Raw genomic sequence first — 20,353 nt, forward strand, 5'->3', positions numbered from 1 at the left:
GGGTCCGACCCCGGGTCAGTGATTCAGATACTCGGGCGGGCGCTTCTCGAGGAAGGACTTCACCGCCTCGCGGTGGTCCTTGGTCATGGCCGCCAGGATCTGGGTGCGGTTCTCGAGGTCGATCGCCGCCCGGAGACTCGGCGCCTCCAGGTTCGACCACATCACCTCTTTGGTCATCCACACCCCGAACGGGGTGTTCTGCGCGATCTCCTCGGCGGTGTCCAGTGCCGCGCCGAGCAGGGCGTCGCCGGATTCGACGGACGAAGCGATTCCGATTCGTTCCGCCTCCCGGGCGTCGATCGTCCGGCCGGTGAGCAGGATCTGCGCGGCACGCGAGAAACCGATCATGCGTGGCAGCAGCCAACTGACTCCGATGTCGCAGTTGGAGAGGCCGCGCTTGATGAACGACGCGTGCAGTGCGGCCGAGTCGGCGATGATGCGGATGTCTGCCATCAGCGCCAGCGCCATCCCGCCACCTGCCGCGGCGCCGTTGATCGCGGCGATGATCGGCGGGCGCGCGCCACGGAACGCTTCGACCAGGTCGGCGATGTGCTTCTGCACCCGCAACCCGGCCTGAGGGCGGCCCTCGCCGTCCGCGGCGCCGTCCGGGGTGCCGTACCCGCGCAGGTCCAGGCCGGCGCAGAACGCCTTGCCCGCGCCGGTGAGGACGATCGCCCGGATCGTCGAGTCGTCCCGCACCCGGGCCAGCACCCGGTGCAGTTCGCCGATCATCTCCGCGTTCATCGCGTTGAGGGCTTCGGGCCGGTTGAGTCGCACGAGCAGGATGCCCGGTCGCGGCTGCTCGGTCAGGACCAGGTCGGGCATGGAGTCTCTCCATTCGCAATCGGCGTGCTCGGGGAGCCGCCACGATCGGCAGGCGCGGGATCGAATCCGGCGCGTCCGGGGCTCGATCCGGCGAACCCTCGACATCCGCAGACTAATGCTTTTAGATTAAAACCTCAAGCCTTTAGGTAGGCTCACGACAGAAAGGACGCACCCTCATGGGCGTACTCGACGGAAAGACTGCCCTCGTCACCGGCGGTGCGAGCGGGATCGGCGCAGCCACCTGCGCGCTGCTCGCCGAGCGCGGGGCACGGGTCCTCGTCACCGACATCGACGACACCCGCGGAACGGCGGTCGCCGCGGCACTCGGCGGCCGAGCCATCTATCTGCACACCGACGTCACGAAGGAGTCGGACGTCGCGGACGCCGTCGCCGAGGCCGTCACCCGGTTCGGACACCTCGACTGCATCGTCAACAACGCAGGCCGGGTCGGGGCGTGGACCTACCTCGAGGACACGTCGGTCGAAGAATGGGACGCCTCGTTCGCGGTCCTGGCGCGCAGCGCGTTCCTCGGCACGAAGTACGCTGCCCGCGTGATGCGCGAGCAGGGATTCGGCAGCATCGTCAACGTGTCCTCCGTCGCCGGGATCCGCACCGGCTTCGGTCCGCACCCGTACGGCGCAGCCAAAGCCGCCGTCCTGCAACTGACGCGGAGCGCCGCCAGGGAACTCGCCGAATTCACCGTCCGCGTCAACGCGGTCACGCCCGGCGGCGTTGCCACCAGGATCGTCGGCCACGGCGCGGGACTCGAGGACGCGGAACTCGACGCCAGCGTCGACGCGGTGCGGCAGGGCCTGCGCTCGTTCCAACCCATCCCGCGGGCCGGGGAGCCCGAAGACATCGCGCAGGCCATCGCCCACCTCGCCTCGGACGACTCCGCATTCGTGACCGGACAGAACATCGTCGTCGACGGCGGACTCACCCTCGGAAAGTCGTGGCCGTCGAATTACGCCCGCGAGGCCAGGGCGGCGTCGAACCGGACGGCCTCCGCGTAACGGACCGGGCCGGCTTCGCTGCACATTCCCACAGCGAAGCCGGCCCGGAGGTGTCAGACGCCGACCGGACCACCGAGCCAGACGCCCACCTCTTCACCCGACACGTGCCGGGCGTCGTCACTGACGAGGAACGACACGGTCGCGGCCACCGATTCCGCCGGAATCCGCGGCCAATGGGCGGCCAGGGCGTCGACGGCGGCGTCGCCCCCGGAACTGATGATGTCGGTCTCGACGAAACCGGGGACGACGGTGTTGACGGTGATGCCTCGCCGCGCGACCTCGAGCGCCAACGTCCGGGTCATCCCGGTCAGGCCGGCTTTCGCCGCCGAGTAGGCGCTCATCCCGGGCGACGGCCGCCGTCCGCCGGACGGGCTTCCGAAGAAGACGACCCGCCCCCAGCCGTTCTCGTACATCGCAGGCAACGCGGCGTGCGTGCAGTAGAACGCCCCGCTGAGGTTGACCGAGATCACGCGATCCCAGTCCTCCGGTTCCTGCTTGCGGACCGAGCCTGCGAGGTTCATGCCCGCGTTGTTGACCAGCACCGATGGTGCCCCGAGCGTGTCGGCGGTCCGCGAGATCAACTCCTCGGCGGAGGCCGCGTTCCCGATGTCCGCCTTGATCGCCACCGCGCGGCCACCGCCCGCGACGATCTTCGCGACCACGTCGGCCGCATGCGTCTCGCTGCGCGAATAGTTCACCGCCACGGCGAAACCGTCCGACGCGAGGCGCTGCGCGATCGCCGCGCCGATGCCCCGGCCGCCCCCGGTGACGACGGCGACCTTCTGTTCACCCGTGTTCGTCATTCAGCGCACCTTCCGGTGGGTGTCCGGCACGTCCGCGTAGGTGTCGCGCAGTTCCCGTTTGGCGATCTTGCCGCTGGCCGTCCGCGGCAACGGCTCGTCCAGCAGGACGACGTAGCGCGGGACCTTGAAGTCGGCGAGACGCTGATTGCAGAACTCGACGACATCCGCCTCGGTCAGACCCGGCGCCGCCTTCACGAGGGCGGCCGGCGTCTCACCGAACTTCGCGTCGGGCACGCTGATCACCGCGACTTCCTCGACCTCCGGGATCTGATTGATCACCGATTCGATTTCGGCGGGCGAGATGTTGAGCCCACCGGAGATGATCATGTCCTTGAGCCGGTCCACGTACGTCAGGTAGCCGTTCTCGTCGAGCTTTCCGAGATCTCCCGTGTGCAACCAGCCGTCGATCAGCGCGGCTTTCGTCGCGTCCTCGTTGCGCCAGTAGCCCGGCATCATTCCCGGACCGCGGAGGAGGATCTGACCGGTTTCACCGGGCGCACAGTCGTTTCCGGATGCATCGACGACTCGGATCTTGGTGAAGATGCCTCCCCACCCGCACTTGTCCGGATGCTCGGCCGACTCGTCGCGGGGCATCACGGTGGCGGAACCGCCGATCTCGGTCTGCCCGTAGATCTGCCGCAACTGCACACCCCGGTCCTGCCAGATCCCCAGCAGGTGTGCAGGCACCCGGGCACCGCCCACGTGTGCGGTGGTGAGGTGGTGGAGGTCGGCGTCGGCGAATCCCGGGGCCTTCGCGATCTGCTCGAACAGGATGGGTGGGCCGGTCAGCGTTGTCGCCTTGTCCTCGACGAGAACACGCAGGGCCGCCTGCGGGTCGAACCCGGGTTGCAGGAAGAGCGTGCCGCCGTGAATGACGGTGCGGGAGATGCCCCAGATGATGCCTGCCGCGGTGAACAACGGCAGCACGAGCAGAGGCCGCAGCCCGTTGGGCAGGATGGGTTCCATCAGCGACCACTCGTGCATCTCGCCCGCGATGGTGGCGTGGGTGAACACCACGCCCTTGGGCCTGCCCGTGGTGCCGCTGGTGAAGACGATCGCGGTCGGAGTCGAGACGTCGACCACGGGCGTCGGGAACTGCGCATGCTTCCCGTCGCGCAGGGGCCGCACGTCGTGCTCGAGGACGGCGATCGAGAACGTGTCGTGCGCCTTCAGGACCTCTTCGAGCCTCGGAAGGTACGCCTGATCGCAGTAGACGATCTTCGGCTCGCAATCCTCGACCAGCGCCGTCAGTTCGCCGACGAGCATCCGCTGATTGAACGGCGCGGCGATGGCGCCCACCTTCATCGCCCCCAGCGCCGCAGCGCACCACTCGAGGGTGTTGGTCCCCACGAAGCTGACCCGGTCGCCCGGCACGACGCCGCGCGCCGCGAGGTCGTGGGCGACGCCGTCGGCCCACCGCGATAATTCCGCATACGTGACGACGTCGCCGTCGAAATCGATGGCAGGTTGGTCGGGGACGATCCGCGCCCAGAAATTCAGCGCGTCGATCACGGTTCCGCTCATTCATTGCCTCCTGTGTGCCCGGCCGCGACCGGCGGGATCGAAACCGAAGTTCTCCGTGACTGTGCCGCCCGTCACAGCTGCTAAATCTAAAGGTTGTTGTTAAATCCGGCAAGGTCTGCGCTTCGCGCCCGTGAGTACTTATTAACGTCCGGCGGTTAATAAGTACTCACGGGTGCCGGAGGCGCACCACCTCGACGTTGATGCCGGTGAGCTGCGACTGGTTGCTCAGCGGGTCGTAGCCGTCCGTCCCGGTGGGCGCGAGACGGTTGACGTTCACACCCGGGTTGCGCCTCGCGACGTCCAGCCCCCGTGCGGTGCGCTGCCCCCAGCCGTGGGTCATCGCCACGACGCCCGGCCGGAGGGTGTCGTCGTAGACCAGCATCGCGCCGACCTCGCCGTGGCGGTTGCGCACGGTGACGTCGTCGCCCTCGACGAGGTCCCGGCACCGCGCGTCGTCCGGGTGCATCCACAGCGGATTGCTCTGGTGGACGCCCTGTTTGAGCACCGGAAGGTTGTGCATCCAGCTGTTGACCATGTAGTGGGTGCGCCGGGTGATCAGTTTGAGTTGGTCGGCGGGCTCCGCGGCCAGCTCCTCGAAGATGCGTTCGGCGGTCCGGTAGGAGCGCTGGAACAGCGCGGGACAGCAGTCGATCAGGCCGTCGTCGTGCTGGACCGCGATACTGAACACGTGCGACGGTTCGGCCTCCGGCAGCACCGCGGTCTGGCAGGGCATGGTCGCGAGGAGATCGATGCTCAGACCGGAGTCCCGCATCATCGCGTCGACCGCGGCGAACGGATTGGGGTCGGGGTCGTCGAGCAGGGTCGGGACGCCCATCGCCTGCTGGAGGCGGGACAGGATCCACCAGTCGTCGCGGCGCTCCCCCTTCGCGGGGACGACGGCGGGCGTGTACTGCACGTACGGCTCCATCGCCACGCCCATCGTGTTGAGGAAGTTGACGTCCTCTCGTTCCAGCCAGTCCGTGGCGGGCAGAACGTAGTCCGCCATCTCGCCGGTGACCGTGCGGTACAGATCGATCGTCACAATCAGGTCCAACTGCTCGAATGCCCGCCGCAGCCGGTCGTCGCCACCGACCGACAGCAGCGGGTTGCCCGACACCACGATCAGCGCGCGAATCGGGTCTTCGGGGTTCTCGATGAAGTCCGGCAGGAGCGCGGCGGGCAGATCCCCTCCGACGGTGCGCATCTCACCGAAGGGACCGTCGTAGAACGGATCCTCCCGTTTACGCTTCGAGCCCTGCACCACATCGGCGACGCCACGCGAGTAGATGTTGCCGCCGCGCCTGCCGAGGTTGCCGGAGAACAGACTGATCATGGTGAGCATCCAGTAGGCCAGGGTGCCCTGGCGACCCTGGTTCACTCCGGTCGCCATGTAGATGCTCGCGCTCGGTGCCGCGCAGAAGTCGTCGGCGACCTGCCGGATCATGTCGGCCTCGATGCCGGTGACCGCGGCGATCCGGTCGACCGGGTACTGCTGGACGAAGTCGAGCAACTCGTCGACGTGGCGCGCGTGACGTTCCACCTCGGCCCTGTCATACCCGATCCGGAAGACGATCTCGTGCAGGATCCCGGCGAGGAAGTAGAAGTCGGTGTCCGGCTTGATCAGCAGCACGTCCCCGGTCTCCGGCGACGACGACTCGATACGGCGCGGATTGACGAACAGCACGGTCCCGCCGCGACTCTTTACGGCACGGATCTTGGCCATCGGATCCGAGATGTGGATCAGCGTCATGTGCGAGACCTGCGGGTTGCTGCCGACGCACAGGAAGTAGTCGGTGTGCAGTAGGTCGGGAATCGGATGCGCCATCGACGCCCCGTAGATCGCTTCACTCGCAGCATATTTGGCCGAGGTGTCCTGGGTTCCCGCACTGAAGCGCATCCGGGTGTCGAAGCCGCGCGCGATCGTGGCGGCGTTCGCGTAGTAGGCGCCGTTGAACGCCGACGGGTTGCCCTGATAGACCGCGAGCGCGCCCCGGCCGTATCGGTGCCGCACCTCCGCGAGCCTGTCGGCGATCTCGCGCGCCGCCACATCCCACTCGACGGGTTCGAAGACGCCGCGCTCCTCGCTCCGCGGATTTTTCCGCTTCAGCGGCCGGTCGAGGCGATCCGGATCCTGGTGCACCTGGAGGTAGTGCACACCCTTGTGGCAGGAGAACCCCTTGTGCACGGGATGATCCCGGTCCGGTTGCAGCCGGAGCACTTCGCCGTCCCGGACCTCGGCGAGCAGGCCGCACCCCGGTTCGCAGATGCGGCAGAAGGTGTGCACCCGGGTCGTGTCCGCCGGACTCACCGGGCGGCCGCACCCGCGACGACGGCTGCCTGCCGGGCGTCGACGATCTTGATGCGGGGCCTGCCCTCCTCGCGGCCGCGCTCGCGCTCGAAGCGGTCGATCGCGCGCCAGTCCGCACCGCCGAGCGCGTCGGGCCTGCGTTCGCGCACCAGCGCCGCCAGGTCCGCAGCGGCCGCGGTGGGGGCGGCGAGCAGTCCCGCGCGGTGATCGGCGAGGAGTGCCTCGACGGTCTCCGCCGCGCAGTAGCGATTGGTGCCGATCACACCGGTCGCACCGCGTTTGATCCAGCCCGCCACATAGTGCCCGCGGACGGTCTCCCCGGTGCCCGGCAGCGCGACGCGGCCCGCGGCGTTGGCGACGGTTCCGGCGGCCTCGTCGAACGGAAGGCCGGCGATCGGCAGTCCGCGGTACCCGACCGCCCGGAGGATCAGACCGCACTCGATCCGGTCCACGGTGTCGCCGTGGGCCACCAGAAGCGACTCGGCACGGCCCGCACCGAGCACCTCTCGCGGGGAGGTACCGAAGCGCAGCACGATGCGCTTGTTCCCCGGCGTCGCCTCCCGCCGGGCGTATTCGGCGAGGATCCGCAGCTTGGCCGGTGCGTCCGGACCTGCCGTGACCGGACCGTCGACGAGGACGTCGATGCCCGGCAGCGAGCCGAGCGCGAGCAGTTCCGGCGTGGTGCAGGCCGCGTGCTCGGGTCCCCGCCTGCCGAGCACCACCACCTCCTCGACCCGGCTGTCGGCCAGTACGTCGAGGGCGTGGTCGGCGATGTCGGTGCAGCGCAGGGTTTTCACGTCGGAGACGAGGATGCGGGCGACGTCCAGGGCGACGTTGCCGTTGCCGACCACGACGGCGCGGCGCGCGGACAGGTCGAAGGTGCGCTCGGCGTGATCGGGGTGACCGTTGTACCAGGCGACGAACTCCCGGGCGGCGTAGCTGCCCGGCAGGTCCTCGCCGGGGATGCCGAGGCGCCGGTCCCCCGACGCCCCGGACGCGTGGATCACCGCGTGGTGGTGGGCCAGCACCTCGTCGAGCGTCACGTCCCGCCCCACCTCGACGCCGAGGTGGAAGGTGAAGCCGTCGCGTCGCGCGGTCCGGTTGAACACCCGGTCCACCGTCTTCGTGTGCCAGTGGTCCGGCGCGACGCCGAACCGCACGAGTCCGCCTGCGACGGGCAGCCGTTCGAACATGGTGACCTCGGCGGCGATGTCGCGGCGGGCCAGCAGTTCCTCGGCGGCGTAGAACGCGGACGGTCCCGATCCGACGATCGCCACCCGCAGCGCCGGGGGGTCGGTGACACCGGTGGTCGCGAGGGTGAGCGGGAGCGGTTGCACATGGGCACCGGGCGGGGCGCTGCGGGGATTCCGCTGGAAGTACTCGGCATTGATCTCCCGGTACCGGTCGATTTCGGGTGCGGGGGCGTCGCCGGGCACGATCGCGTCCACCGGGCACACGTCGGAGCAGGCGCCGCAGTCGATGCAGGTGCCCGGGTCGATGTACAGCATCTCGGTGCGCGTGTACTCCCGCTCGGCGGGCGTCGGGTGGATGCAGTCGACGGGGCAGACCGCGACACAGGTCGCGTCGTTGCAGCAGTTCTGGGTGACCACGTACGCCATCAGGGATGCTCCTCGCTCGTGCGCGTCACGGTGACCGGGACGCCGTTGAAGATCGGGGACGCCGTCAGCGCCTCGAGGTCGGTGGTGTCGTCCACCAGGGCGTTGTAGTTGCTGCCGGGCACCGACGCCGACCGGGATGTCCGCAGACCCGGCCCGTGGTGGCCCCACCCGTGCGGCATGCTCACCACACCGGGACGCAATGCGTCGTCGATCCGTAGTTCGGCCGTCACGGTGGTGACCTTGGACGTCACCGCCACCCGGTCGCCGCCGACCAGGCCGCGCTCGGCAGCATCGTGTGGGCTGATCAGCAGGGCGCACTGGCCGCCGTCCGGTTGGGGCAGGGCATTGTGAAGCCACGAATTCATGCCGCGCCGTTGACGCCGGTTGATCAGCAGCAGATCCGGGGCGGCCCGGGTCGTGCTCGCCCGCACCCGCGGCAGATCTGCGACGATCATCTCCGGCATCAGGTCGATCCGCCCGTCCGGGGTGCGCAGTACCTCCGGGACGCGCGGTGTCAGCGGCCCGTAGTCGATGCCGTCCGGGTTGGCCTCCAGCAGTGCGAGAGTCAGCCCGTCCGGGTCGAGCCCGAAACGGTCGCCGTAGGGTCCGCTGCGCAGACGCAGGTCCAGCAGTCGTTGAGGGCCGCGCCGGCCGGTGACGGCGTGCAGAATTTGTTCCACCTCGCGGCCGGCGAGTTTCGCGGCGCGCCGGGCGGCGACGGCGGCCACCTCGTCGTCCATCTCCTCGACCGGACGGTGCGGGGTTCCCTTGGCGATCGCGGCGATCCGCAGCAGGATCTGCCATTCCGCCAGCTCACCCTCGGCGAGGTCGAGGAGGGGTGGGGTGTACCGCGCGACGTTCCGGATCTGGAAGTGAGCCAGCGTCACATCGTGGTGGCCGCGGGTCGCGAGCGGTGGCGGCGGCAGGATCACGTCGGCGTGGCGGGTGGTCTCGTTGAGGTAGCAGTCCACCGACACCATGAAGTCGAGGGCGCCGAGCGCCTCCTCGATCGCCCCGCTGTTGGGCAGGGAGCGGGCCGGGTTCCCGGCGAGGGTGATCAGCGCCCGGGTGCGGCCCGGTCCGGGCGTGAGGATCTCCTCGGCGAAGCACACCGCGGGCAACTCCCCCATCGCCTCCGGCAGCCCCCGCACTCGCGAACGCCACCGGTCGAACATCAGCTTTGGCGGTCGGGTCACCGGCCAGGTGTTCTGCCCGCCTGCCGGCGGCAGCGCGAACATCGCCCCTCCGGGCCGGTCCAGGTTGCCGGTGACGATGGTGAGCACCTCGACGAGCCAGTTCGCGAGGGTGCCGAACTCCTGCATGCTCGTCCCGATCCGCGAATGCGCCACCGCTGCAGGAGCGCCCGCGAAACCCTGGGCCACCACGCGGATCAGGTCGGCGTCGATCCCGCACGCGGCGGCGACGGCGTCGGGGTCGAAGTCCGCCGCCATCGCGAGAGCGGCGTCCAGGCCGTCCACCACCGCAGGCACCCGGTCGGGTCTGGACAGCCCCTCGGACGCGATGACGGACAGCACCCCGAGCAGGAACAGGGCGTCGGTCCCGGGCCGGATCGGCACGTGCAGATCCGCGACCTCGGCGGTGCGGGTGCGCACCGGATCCACCACGACGAGGGTGCCGCCCCGCTCGCGCAACGCCCGCAGGCGGTGGTGCATGCCGGGCGCGGTGACGGTGCTGCCGTTGGAGACCATCGGGTTCGAGCCGAGGATCAGCAGGTAGTCGGTGCGGTCGAGGTCGGGCAGGCTCATGCCCAGTCCGGTGCCGTACAGCAGCATGTGTGCGAGGTTCTTCGGCCAGGTGTCGACGCTGGCCGGCGAGTAGATGTTCCGGGTGCCGACAGCACCGATCAGCTCACCCAGGTAGAACGTCGAATCCAGGTGGTGGGCGGCCGGATTCCCGTGGTAGACGGCGCAGCTGCCCGGGTCGCCGGTGACGAACTCCGGTAGCCGGCGCTCGATCTCGGCGAACGCCTCGTCCCAGCCGGCCTCGCGGAACCCACCGTCCGCGGTGCGCAGGAGCGGGGTCCGGATCCGGTCCGGGTCGCCCTCGATGCGGCCGAGACCGAGCCCCTTCGCGCAACTGTGCCCGGCGCTCATCACGTCGTCGGGGTTCGGCGCGACCCGCGTGATGGCGCGACCGTCGAGTTCGACCAGCAGCCCGCACGTCGACTCGCACAGCGGGCAGATCCGGTGCCCGGCCATCGGTTCTGCCGTCGTCATCACACGTCCTGTTCGATGGTGGTGGGCTCGACCGCGACGGGAACCGCGGTCATGGTGGGCATCGCGTTGATCGACTGGACGCCGTCGCCGGTTCCGGTCAGCGCATTCACGTTCACTCCGACGTCGTCGCGCGGGTCGACGCTCCCGAAACAGTGCGTCATCGACACGGTGCCGCGAGCCAGGGTGGCGTCCGCTCGCGCGGTCGCACGCAGGTGCCCGGACGCCGAGCGCACGGTCACCGTCTGCCCGTCGGCGATACCCGCGGCGGCGAGGTCGTCGGGGTGCAGGCTCGCGGGGTTGGCGCCACCCGGAACGAGTCCGGGCACGCGCGTGCCGGTGGAGTTGACGGCCTCGCGGATCCGCCGCACTGTCAGCAGGAGCGGGAACTGTGCTGCGACAGTCCTGTCCGTCAGCGCTGCGCGCAATTCGGCGCGCACGTCGTCGGGCATCAGCGTCAGGCGGTGCCCGGCGTTCTCCTCGGCCGCCGGACCCACGACGGCGCCGCTGCGTCCGGCGAGGTGTCCGTGCGGGGCGGCGACCAGGTCTGCGAACGGGACGCGTCCCCGTTCGGCCGTCATCGCCAGCAACTGTTCGGAGGTCGGCGGCGCGGCGGGGTCGAGGATGCGGCCGGCGAACTTGACGGGCTGCCCGGAGGCTGCGGCGAGGTCGAGGAAGAACCGCCAGTCGTCGACGACCCCGGGCGGCGCGGCCACGACCGCGGGGGTGTACTGCGCGAACGGCTGCGGGAAGAACGGCTCCATGATCGCGGTGTGATCGGCGCGCTCGTACATCGTGGTCGGGGCGATCACGTAGTCGGCGAGCCGCGCGGTGTCCGACATGCGCGGGTCGACGCACACCAGCAGGTCCAGTGATCGCATCGCGCGCAACGCTTTCTCGCGATCGGGCAGCGCCGCTGCCGGGTTGCCGCCGGAGACGATCAGCGCCCGCACCCGGTCGGGGCCGGGTTCGAGGATCTCGTCGGCGAGGATGCCGGACGGAAGTTCGCCGCGGATCGTCCGGACCCCGCCGATCCGGCTGCGGAATCCGTGCTCGAATGCCCGGGTGGCCGGCGCGACCTCCGCGCGCGCCGGTTGGTGCCGGGTCAGGACGGCGCGGTCGTCGGCCCGCTCCCCCTCGCGCAGGTACCTGCCGCACACCACGTTCAGTGCCGCGACGAGGTGTTCCGCGAGGTTCGAGTGCGGGCCCATGCACAACCCGGTGCCGCTGGTCGCCATCCCGCGCGTCCCGCCTGCGAACACCCGTGCCGCGTCGCGGATCCGGTCTGCGGGAATACCGCAGATCCGTTGCACGACGTCGGGGGTCACGCCGGCGACGGCGTCGGCGAGCACGGCCAGGTCGGCGGTATACGCATGGCAGAAGCCGGCGTCGTGGAGGCGCTCGGTGAGGACGACGTGCAGGAGACCGGCGAACAGCACTGCGTCCGTCCCCGGCCGGGGCGCCAGGTGGATGTCGGCGAGCGCCGCGGTCTCGGTGCGTCGCGGGTCGACGACGATGAGCCGCAGGCCCCGTTCCCGCGCCGCCTTCAGGGTGACGGACGGGTTCTGCACCACCGCGCCGTCCCCGTCGCCGCCGTTGCCGGAGACGACGGGGTTGGTTCCCGCGAGCAACCACACATCGGCGTCCTCGAATCGCTGCCGTCCACCGAGGTACGTTCCCATCCGATCGGCGACAACCCATTTCGCGGACTGGTCGATGGTCATCGTGGAGAACAGCTTGTGCGAGCCGGTGCCCCGGAACCAGGCCCGGGCCATCGGCGGGGTGAGTGCGGCGAAGTTCTGCTGCGTCCCCATGAACAGCGCGACCGCGTCCGGTCCGTGCCGGTCCACGATGGCGCGCAGCCGGTCTGCGATGTCGGTGACCGCCCGCGCCACCGGCACCGGCTCGTGGGTGCCGGCGGCGGTGCGGCGCATCGACGTGGTCAGCCGGTCCGGTCCGTGGACGAGGTCGCCGCCGCGGCGCCCCTTCGGGCAGGTGTAGCCGCCGGAGATGGGATGGTGGGCGTCGCCGAGCACTCGCACGATCCGCCCGTCCTCGATGTCGAGCAGGACCCCGCACGAGGAGGCACACAGCCTGCAGTACGACGCGGCCCTCGACGTGACGGATCGCATGACTCAGTGCGCCTCGGCGGCAACGGGCGACTCCGCGGCCCCGACGACGGTGCGACCGCGCAGCCGTTCCCGCACGAACAGCGCACCGAGCGTGAGGACTGCGACGGCGGTCGGCACGATCATCAGCAGGAAGATGGTGCGGGCGTCCATCCCCGCCGCGATCAGGGCGGCGCCGAGGGTGGGCCCCGCGATGGACCCGATCCGCCCGATTCCCATGGCCCAGCCGATGCCGGTCGAGCGCGCCGCCACCGGGTAGATCGATGCCGCGATCGCGATGATGCCCGCCGAACTGCCGGACATCCCGAATCCGACGATGCAGATCGTGATCAGCAGCAGTGTGGAGTTCGCCAGGAACATCGCGACGACGCCGATGAACAAGGCGCCGAGTGCGTAGCCGGCCATCACCACCGCGTACGCGGCGTCCGAGCCCCGGGACCGGCGCCACGCGGTGCCGACGCGGTCGGTGATCCACCCGATCGACAGCGCGCCCGCCATGCCGCCGAGGTTGAACAGCGCCGCGGCGAGGATCGCGTTCGACGGACTCTGCCCGGCCTGGCTGAACAGCGACGGCATCCACCCGAACAGGAAGTAGATGACCAGGAAGTTGATGACGAACACGACCCACAGCAGCACCGTGTCCAGCGCCCGGCCGCCGGCGAAGAGTTCCCGGATGGGCGACTTGGTGGCCACGGCGGCGTCCACAGTGAACGTCACAGATCCGGTGATGCCCGCCTGCGGGGCGATCGCCGAGAGGATCTTCGCGGCGCCGGCGTGATCGCCCCGGGCCGCGAGGAACTTGCCCGATTCCGGCAGCCCGGCCCACGCGAACGCTGCCACGATCAGCGGGAGGACGCCACCGGCCACGAAGATCGACTGCCAGCCGTACGCCGGAATCAGTTGGGCGGCAGCGAGTCCGCCGAGGAAGCCGCCCAGCGACATCCCCGCGACGACGATGGTGACCAGGGTGGAGCGGCTGCGCGCCGGGCTGTACTCACTGGTCAGCGCGATCAGGTTCGGGGTGACGCCGCCGAGCCCGATCCCGGCGAGGATCCGCAGCACGATCAGCACCCCCATCGACGGCGCGAACGCGGACGCGAGGGTGAACACCGCGAACAGCACGGTGCACAGCAGGATCACCCGTCGCCGGCCCCAGCGGTCGGCAACGGGACCGAACAGCAGGCTGCCGACGACCATCGCGCCGCTGCTGAGCGCCAGCAGCAGCCCGAACGAGGCCTTGGACAGCCCCCAGTCCTCGGACAGCGCGGGAATCGCGAATCCGATCAGCTGGGCGTCCATGCCGTCGAGGATCGCGAGCGCCAGGCACAGCGCGATGGCACGCTTCTGGAGGGCCGACACCGGTGCGGCGTCGATGAGTTGGGAGATGTCGACTTCACGAGTTGGGGCCACGATGTGCATTCCTCTCGAAGGGGGGAACCGCGGGGGATGAAGCCTCGAACTGGAGGGTCTTCCTAGACAGGGGTGACGGTGCCGTCGACGGCGAGGGCGTCGGCGGGCACCTCGGGGAAGCGCTGGCGCAGAGACGGTTTGGCGAGCTTGCCGGAGAAGGTGCGCGGCAGGGGTTCGCCCAGCGCGACGGCGTGCTTGGGACGCTTGAACTTCGCCAGGTTCTCGCCCGCGACCTCGGCGATGTCGGCGACGATCTCGGCGGCCGGGCGCTCGCTGTGGAACACCACCATCGGCACCTCGCCCCAGCGGTCGTCCTTGACGCCGATGACCGCGAGGTCGACCAGGCCCTCGATGCCGTGCAGCGCCTTCTCGATCTCGGCGGGGTAGACGTTGAGGCCCCCGGAGATCAGCATGTCCTTGCTGCGGTCGACGATCTTCAGGAATCCGCCCTCGTCCTGCATGCCGAGGTCGCCGGTGCGCAGCCATCCGCCGCCGAGGGTCGCCGCGGTGGCCTCGGGCTTGTTCCAGTACTCCCGCAACACGTGCTCGCCGCGGACCAGGATCTCGCCGACCTCCCCGGCCGGGGTGTCGACTCCCGGATCACCGATCCGGATGTGGGTGCCGACCAGCGGCAGCCCCGCGAAGCCGGGACGGGACAGGGCGTCCTCGTAGGCGAGCGTCGAGACCATGCCGGACGCCTCGGTGAGGCCGTAGCACTGGGTGAGCGGGATGCCGTGCGAGCGGTAGAAGTCGAGCAGGTCGAGGCTGACGGGGGCGCCACCGGTGCCGGCGAACGTGAACTTCGCGAGCGTGCGGGTGCCGAAGTCGGGCAGCATCGTCATCCGTTCCCAGATCACGGGGACGGTCGTGGTGGCCGTGATCTGCTCGCGCTCGAACGTGTCGAGGGCGATCTCCGGGTCGTATTCGCGCAGCAGGACCATCGTCGCGCCGGGCACGACGACGAGTTGCATGAAGATCGACAGGATCGAACCGGTGTACACCAGCGGGGCGGAGCACAGCACCCGGTCGCGGGACGAGAAGCCGAACGTGATCGACTGCGAGATGCCGGGGGTCATTGCGTTGCGGTGGGTGATCAGAGCGCCCTTCTGCACGCCGGTGGTGCCCGAGGTGTAGCAGATGAAGCCGGGGTCGTCGGCGTCGATGGCGACGACGGGCGCGGTCCCTGGGTCGATCAGCCGCTCGTACGGCGGATGGGCACTCCCCCCGATCGCGTAGGTCTCGAACTCCGCCTGCTCGGCGGCGACCTCGAGCAGCGACGCGAAACCGTCCTCGACGATCACCACGCGCGGCGCGGAGTCGAGCACCATCGGCGCCAGTTCCTTCGCGGTGAGCCGGAAGTTCAGCGGCACGCTGATGGCGCCGAGCTTGAGCGTCGCAAGGATGATGTGGGCGAGTTCGGGGCGATTGAGCATCATCACCGCCACCCGGTCCCCCTTGCGGACGCCCCGGGCTGCGAGGCCGCGGGCGAGTGCGTCGGTGCTCGCGTTGACCTCGGCCCAGGTCTGCGACGTGTCCCCGAACACGATGGCCTGCTGTTGCGAACGCGTTTTACCCCAGAACCGGGTCAGGTCCGCGAGATTCATCTGTGCTCCTCGTGCTCGTCGACCGGGTGTGACCACCCTCACTTCGTGTGCCGTAAACCTAACAGCTATAGGCAAATGACGCAATGCTCGATTCGGAAATTTCGGGCACCCGGCAGTACCGGACTTTCGCACGAAAACGACACCCACACAACTTGTTTCGTGTGGGTGTCGCTTCTGCGGAGTGCGCGCGGTCAGCCGGCGGACGGGGCCTCGCGCCGGGGGCTCGCCGGTTCGGTTGCCGCGGCGATCCGCGCGGCGTCGTACTGCGCCACCGTCCGCAGCACCTCCGAGGTGTCCGCGCCCACGACCGGTGGCAGCGCCGGCGCGAACTTCTCCCCGGCGACACGCACGGGGCTGACCACGAGTTCGAGCTCACCGACTCCGGGGTAGTCGACCCGGTAGGTGTTGTCCCGCGCCCGGAAGTGCGGGTCGTCGAGCATGTCGGCCACGCTGTTGACCGGGCCTCCCGCGATGCCGTGTTCGAGGAACAGCTGCACCCACTCGGCGCGGGTGCGCTGCGCGAAGATCTCCGTCAGCGCCCGCCACACCAGGTCCGCGCGGGCGGGGGCGCCGTCGTCCGTCCCCGTGAGGTCGACGCCGATCAGATCGTCACGCCCGACCGCGGCCAGGAAGTTGTGCCAGAACTTCTCCACGTGCGACCCGAACAGGATCGCCTCGCCGTCGCTGGTGCGGTAGGCCTCGAGCCGTGGCCAGTCGGGCAGCCGCCCGTCCGGCAGCCAGGTCGGCCGGGGAATCGAGCGGTCCCTGTTCAACTCCGCGTCCACGAGATCCGGCATCCACGCGGCGGCGACGTCGATGCCCGCCACCTCGACATGGCAGCCGGTACCGGTGGCGCCGGCCTTGTGCAGCGCGGCGAGCAGGCCCATCGCCCCGTAGGCGCCGAGCGCGTACATCGCGATCGGCGGCGTCGTGGATCCCGCCATCCCCTCGGTCGGCGGCACCGCCGGAGTGCCGACCTCGCGGAGCCCGGCGTACGCGTCGAACACCGGACCACCGGTGCCGAGAACACGGTACGGCCCGTCGGTGCCCATGCCCGACACCGTGCACAGCACGATCTTCGGATTCACCTGTCGCAGTTGCTCGTAGCCGATGCCGAGCCAATCGAGGTACCCGCCCCGCATGCCCTCGATGACCGCGTCGCACGACCGCGCGAGGTCGAGGAACGCCTGCTTGCCCTCGGGGGTGCGCAGATCTAGTGCGACGCTGCGTTTTCCGCGATTCCATCGCAGGTGCATGAACGCAGGCCCGTCCTCGCCTCCGACGGCACGGCTGCCGCCGATGCGCACGGGATCCCCGAGCGGTCCGGATTCGATCTTGATCACATCCGCACCCAGATCGGCGAGATGCCCGCCGAGCGACGACGGCGCCAGCTGCGCGACCTCGAGGATCCGAACGCCGTCCAGCAGCGAGTACCCACTCATGAACCCTCCTCTGCTCCCCGGCCGACGGCCAGCGAGACATTCTGTGTCTGTTCCGGTTTCAGTTCGATCCAGAGTCCGTCGACGTCGGCGACGAGGACGTCGCCGTGATACATCGCGCCGCGCAGGAATCGTTTGCGGCCCTCCTGCCCGGCCAACTCCGCTTCGACGCGCAATTCGACGCCCAGCGGCGCGGGGGCCCGGTAGTTGACGTGCAGGTACGCCGTGCGTGCCCACTGCCTGCCGGAACTGTTGGCGAGGCGCGCGAGTATCTCGTCGAAGATCAGCGGCGTCACGCCGCCGTTCATCGCGTAGCGCCCGGAATGGAATCTGCCGACCGTGACGCGTCCCCGCGCCCTGGTCGCGGTCACCTCCTCGACGTGGAGGGCCGGCGTCAGAGCCTGCGCCCGGCCGGGAAGGTCCCAGCGCCGGCCGGCGATCTGTTCGTCCTCGCCGACCTCGAAGTCCGCCAATCGCGCTGCGAGGTCGCGGAGCGTACGCGCCGCGCAACTCGCCGCGTCGGACGTCGGGCGGCTGCGGGTGACGGCCTCCTGCACGGAGCGCAGGGCCTCGGCCAGTTCCGCGAATTCGTCGTCGCCGTCCGCGGTCGGTTCGAACGGGTCGTCCCAGCTGGGACTCCAGATGTCGTCGGGAGTAGAGACGCGGGTCACCGGGCGCGCCGTCCGAAGTAGGAGCCGAACATCTCCTCGACCGGACGCGGCCGGAGCGTCGTGCGCGACACGACGTTCTCCCGGTCGTACCGGGACCGCAGGTCGTGTCCCGGGCCGTCGACCAGCAGTGCCTTGATCTCGCGCATCGCCTCCGGAGGCTGAGCGGCGATCTGCCCGGCCGCCTCGAGCGCGGCGCCGAGCACGTCGCCGTCGGCCGCGTACCGGGAGACGAGCCCCATCCGGTGGGCCTCCTCACCGGTGACTGCCCGGGACGTCATCAGCAGGTCGCGGGCGAGTCCCGCACCGATCAAGTGGTCGAGCACCCACGTGAGGTTGGCGCCGCCGTACTTCGCCGCGGTGACGGTGATGCGGGTGCCGGGACCTCCCACGCGCAGATCGGAACACACCGCCAGCAGGGTGCCCGCGCCGTAGGCCATGCCCTGGACCGCGGCGACGGTGGGTTTGGGGAACGTGAAGTATCTCCACAACAGTTCGTCCCGTTCGAGCAGGCTCAGGACGCAGGCGTCCGCCGTCATCGCCCGGAGTTCCTTCAGGTCGTATCCCGCGGAGAATGCAGCGGTACCCTCCCCTGCCAGCAGCACGACCCGGACGTGCGGGTCGTCCGCCGCCTCGGCGAGCGCGGCATCGAGTTCACGTTGCAGGCCGAGGGTGATCGCGTTGTGCACATCCGGCCGCGCGAGGTCGAGTTGCAGCACTCCGGGTGCGGGCGACGATCGGCGCAGGTCGCCCGTCGTCACCGCACACCGCCGACCGCGGCCTCCTGCCGAGCGACCTCCTCGGCGTCCCGCGTGATCATCTTGTGGAACACCTGACCGGGAAGTTCGTTGCGTCCGTAGATCAGCTCGTCGACCTGCCCGTGCGCCGCGTTGGCCGTGATCGTCTTCGTGACGAACCAGTCCTCGGCGTGCAGGGTCTCCATGAGGAGTTCCCAGTTCTTGTCCAGAATCCGCTTCTCGCGCGGAGTCTCGGGCTCCTTCGGGGACAGAAGCCGAATGGTGCAGTACGACACATTGGGGTCTTCGGTGTCCGGCACGATCGTCCAGATCTCGAAGTGGTTGGGCTCGGTCACGAGCATCGTGCCCGGGTAGATCGTGTAGTTCGCGAGGGAGTAGTCGCGGACGTCGAACGAGTCGGGGTCTGCGCCGCGAACCTCGGTGATCGACTTGCGGGCCACGACGATTCGCCAGGAACGGTCGACCAGGTCGTAGGCCGTGATGTTGCCCTCGAGGTAGTTGCACACGGTCTTGGTGTGCAACTGGCACAGGTGGTACGAGTCCTGGACGCCGTCGACGGCGATCTTCCAGTTCATGTCGAGTTTCCAGGTCTCCTTGCGTACCTGGAACGACTCGGCCATCCCGGTGTCCGTCACCTCCGCGTCGTGCTTTGCGCCGAGAATCCCCGCGATGTCGAGTTCGGCGCCGACCGTCGGAACCACCCAGACCAGGCCGTGCCGCACCTCGCAGGGAAATTCGACGAGCCCGTACTGCGAACGGTCCATGCCGTCGAAGCCTTCCGCGTGCGGCATTCCCCGCAGATCTCCCCCGCGGCCGTACGCCCAGTTGTGATACGGGCAGCTGAAGACGCGCTTACAGCCGGTTTCCTCGAACTCCACCTTCGAGCCCCGGTGCCTGCAGACGTTGGAGAAGGCCTTGACGCTGCCGTCCGTCTGCTTGACCACCAGTAGCGGCGTGCCGATCAGCTCGGTCGTGACGAAGTCGCCCGCCTTCTTCAGCTCGTCGACGTGGGCGACGATGTGCGGCAGCCGCCGGACCACCGTGCGCTCGCGCTCGGCGAGTTCGGGGTCGTTGAACACCGAGAACGGCACTCGAAGCAGGTCGTCCGCGTAGTCGGTGCTGTTGTTGTCGACGTGTGCGATCAGTCGCTCGGTGAGGGTGATCTTGTCTTCGCGCTCCATACACCGAGAGTGGCACATGAGACATTCATTGTCTAGCGTCTCACGGCAGATAGTGGTTGTACTGTTTCCTGGTGGCTGCAAGGACTGGAAACGACCCCGCGACCGACGTCCGCTCGACGATCCTCAGCGCAGCGGAGTCGTGCTTCGAACGCTTCGGGATCACCAAGACGACGATGGAAGACGTCGCCCGCGCCGCGGATATGTCCCGCGCGACCGTCTACCGGTATTTCTCGGACCGGGAGAGTCTGATCATCGAATCGGTCGCGCGGCGCGCGCGCAAGAACATGACGCCCGCCCGCGCCTTCATAGCGAAGTGGCCCACGATCGAGGAACGACTCGTCGAGGGCATCTGCCAGAACGTCGAGAGCGGTCTGCGGGACCCCATGGTCCACCTGCTCGTCTCCCCCTCGGAGATGACCCTGGCGAACTCCCTGCTGACCACGTCGGGCAAGGCCGTCGAACTGACGAGCGAGCTGTGGGAGCCGATTCTGCGCGAGGCGCAGGAGGCCGGCGACCTCCGCGCCGACCTGGATCTGACATTGCTGTGCGAATGGATCTCGGAACTCGAGATCATGTGCATCAGTCAACTCAACGGCGGCACCGGCTCACTGGAACGGTTCCGCGAGAAGATCCGCACGTTCCTGGTCCCCTCGGTCGTTCCTGCCGCGCTGCCTGCCGGCGACTGATCTCGCCGAGCGCCGACAGATTGTCGACGCGGAACTCGCTGTCGGCGGGGATCGACCGGTCACTCTCGTAGTTCCACGCGACCTCGATGTGATCGGCGGACGCCGTCACGTCACGGATGCGTCCGATCGCCACCCACGGAGCAGTACGCTTG

The 20,353-nt window shown here is 69.3% G+C and carries 15 protein-coding genes; 2 read left to right on the forward strand and 13 right to left on the reverse strand.

From position 1 onward, the window contains the following. Positions 1-15: 15 nt before the first annotated feature. Positions 16-825, reverse strand: coding sequence for an enoyl-CoA hydratase/isomerase family protein (locus tag CA951_RS24230; RefSeq protein ID WP_087559255.1), 810 nt, complete (start codon positions 823-825; stop codon positions 16-18). Positions 826-1,001: 176 nt separating this feature from the next. On the opposite strand from CA951_RS24230, the gene CA951_RS24235 reads away from it, so the two are divergent. Next, complete coding sequence (locus CA951_RS24235; protein WP_087559256.1) at positions 1,002-1,838, forward strand: glucose 1-dehydrogenase; 837 nt, start codon at positions 1,002-1,004, stop codon at positions 1,836-1,838. A 53-nt stretch (positions 1,839-1,891) separates the two neighbouring features. On the opposite strand, the gene CA951_RS24240 is transcribed toward CA951_RS24235, so the two are convergent. The 12 genes from CA951_RS24240 to CA951_RS24295 form a co-directional block, all read right to left on the reverse strand. Then, complete coding sequence (locus CA951_RS24240; RefSeq protein WP_087559257.1) at positions 1,892-2,641, reverse strand: SDR family NAD(P)-dependent oxidoreductase; 750 nt, start codon at positions 2,639-2,641, stop codon at positions 1,892-1,894. Beyond that, complete coding sequence (locus CA951_RS24245) at positions 2,642-4,165, reverse strand: class I adenylate-forming enzyme family protein (protein WP_087559258.1); 1,524 nt, start codon at positions 4,163-4,165, stop codon at positions 2,642-2,644. It lies immediately after the preceding gene. Positions 4,166-4,331: 166 nt separating this feature from the next. Further along, on the reverse strand, positions 4,332-6,473 hold the full coding sequence (locus CA951_RS24250; RefSeq protein WP_087559259.1) for a molybdopterin-dependent oxidoreductase: 2,142 nt from the start codon (positions 6,471-6,473) through the stop codon (positions 4,332-4,334). After that, positions 6,470-8,092 (reverse strand): FAD-dependent oxidoreductase, encoded by a 1,623-nt coding sequence (locus CA951_RS24255; RefSeq protein WP_087559260.1) that lies wholly within the window; start codon positions 8,090-8,092, stop codon positions 6,470-6,472. Before CA951_RS24255 ends, CA951_RS24250 begins: the two co-directional genes overlap by 4 nt. Continuing rightward, on the reverse strand, positions 8,092-10,329 hold the full coding sequence (locus CA951_RS24260; RefSeq protein ID WP_087559261.1) for a molybdopterin-dependent oxidoreductase: 2,238 nt from the start codon (positions 10,327-10,329) through the stop codon (positions 8,092-8,094). Before CA951_RS24260 ends, CA951_RS24255 begins: the two co-directional genes overlap by 1 nt. After that, positions 10,329-12,458, reverse strand: a complete 2,130-nt coding sequence (locus CA951_RS24265) for a molybdopterin-dependent oxidoreductase (protein WP_087559262.1) — start codon at positions 12,456-12,458, stop codon at positions 10,329-10,331. Before CA951_RS24265 ends, CA951_RS24260 begins: the two co-directional genes overlap by 1 nt. Before the next feature lie 3 nt (positions 12,459-12,461). Next, positions 12,462-13,865 (reverse strand): MFS transporter, encoded by a 1,404-nt coding sequence (locus CA951_RS24270; protein WP_087559394.1) that lies wholly within the window; start codon positions 13,863-13,865, stop codon positions 12,462-12,464. A gap of 62 nt (positions 13,866-13,927) precedes the next feature. Next, on the reverse strand, positions 13,928-15,469 hold the full coding sequence (locus tag CA951_RS24275) for a class I adenylate-forming enzyme family protein (RefSeq protein WP_087559263.1): 1,542 nt from the start codon (positions 15,467-15,469) through the stop codon (positions 13,928-13,930). Positions 15,470-15,660: 191 nt separating this feature from the next. Next, positions 15,661-16,911 (reverse strand): CaiB/BaiF CoA-transferase family protein, encoded by a 1,251-nt coding sequence (locus tag CA951_RS24280; RefSeq protein ID WP_087559264.1) that lies wholly within the window; start codon positions 16,909-16,911, stop codon positions 15,661-15,663. Continuing rightward, positions 16,908-17,579: a PaaI family thioesterase gene (locus tag CA951_RS24285; protein ID WP_087559265.1), complete on the reverse strand. Its 672-nt coding sequence runs from the start codon at positions 17,577-17,579 to the stop codon at positions 16,908-16,910. Before CA951_RS24285 ends, CA951_RS24280 begins: the two co-directional genes overlap by 4 nt. Then, positions 17,576-18,337, reverse strand: coding sequence for an enoyl-CoA hydratase/isomerase family protein (locus CA951_RS24290; protein WP_087559266.1), 762 nt, complete (start codon positions 18,335-18,337; stop codon positions 17,576-17,578). Before CA951_RS24290 ends, CA951_RS24285 begins: the two co-directional genes overlap by 4 nt. Next, positions 18,334-19,515, reverse strand: a complete 1,182-nt coding sequence (locus tag CA951_RS24295) for a Rieske 2Fe-2S domain-containing protein (RefSeq protein WP_087559267.1) — start codon at positions 19,513-19,515, stop codon at positions 18,334-18,336. Before CA951_RS24295 ends, CA951_RS24290 begins: the two co-directional genes overlap by 4 nt. 71 nt (positions 19,516-19,586) lie before the next feature. Between CA951_RS24295 and CA951_RS24300 the strand changes: the two genes are divergently transcribed. Next, entirely contained in the window at positions 19,587-20,201 is a 615-nt protein-coding gene (locus CA951_RS24300; RefSeq protein WP_087559268.1) for a TetR/AcrR family transcriptional regulator, read from the forward strand. Positions 20,202-20,353: the final 152 nt, after the last annotated feature.

Source organism: Rhodococcus sp. NCIMB 12038, from assembly GCF_002165735.1.
Lineage (GTDB): Bacteria > Actinomycetota > Actinomycetes > Mycobacteriales > Mycobacteriaceae > Rhodococcus_F.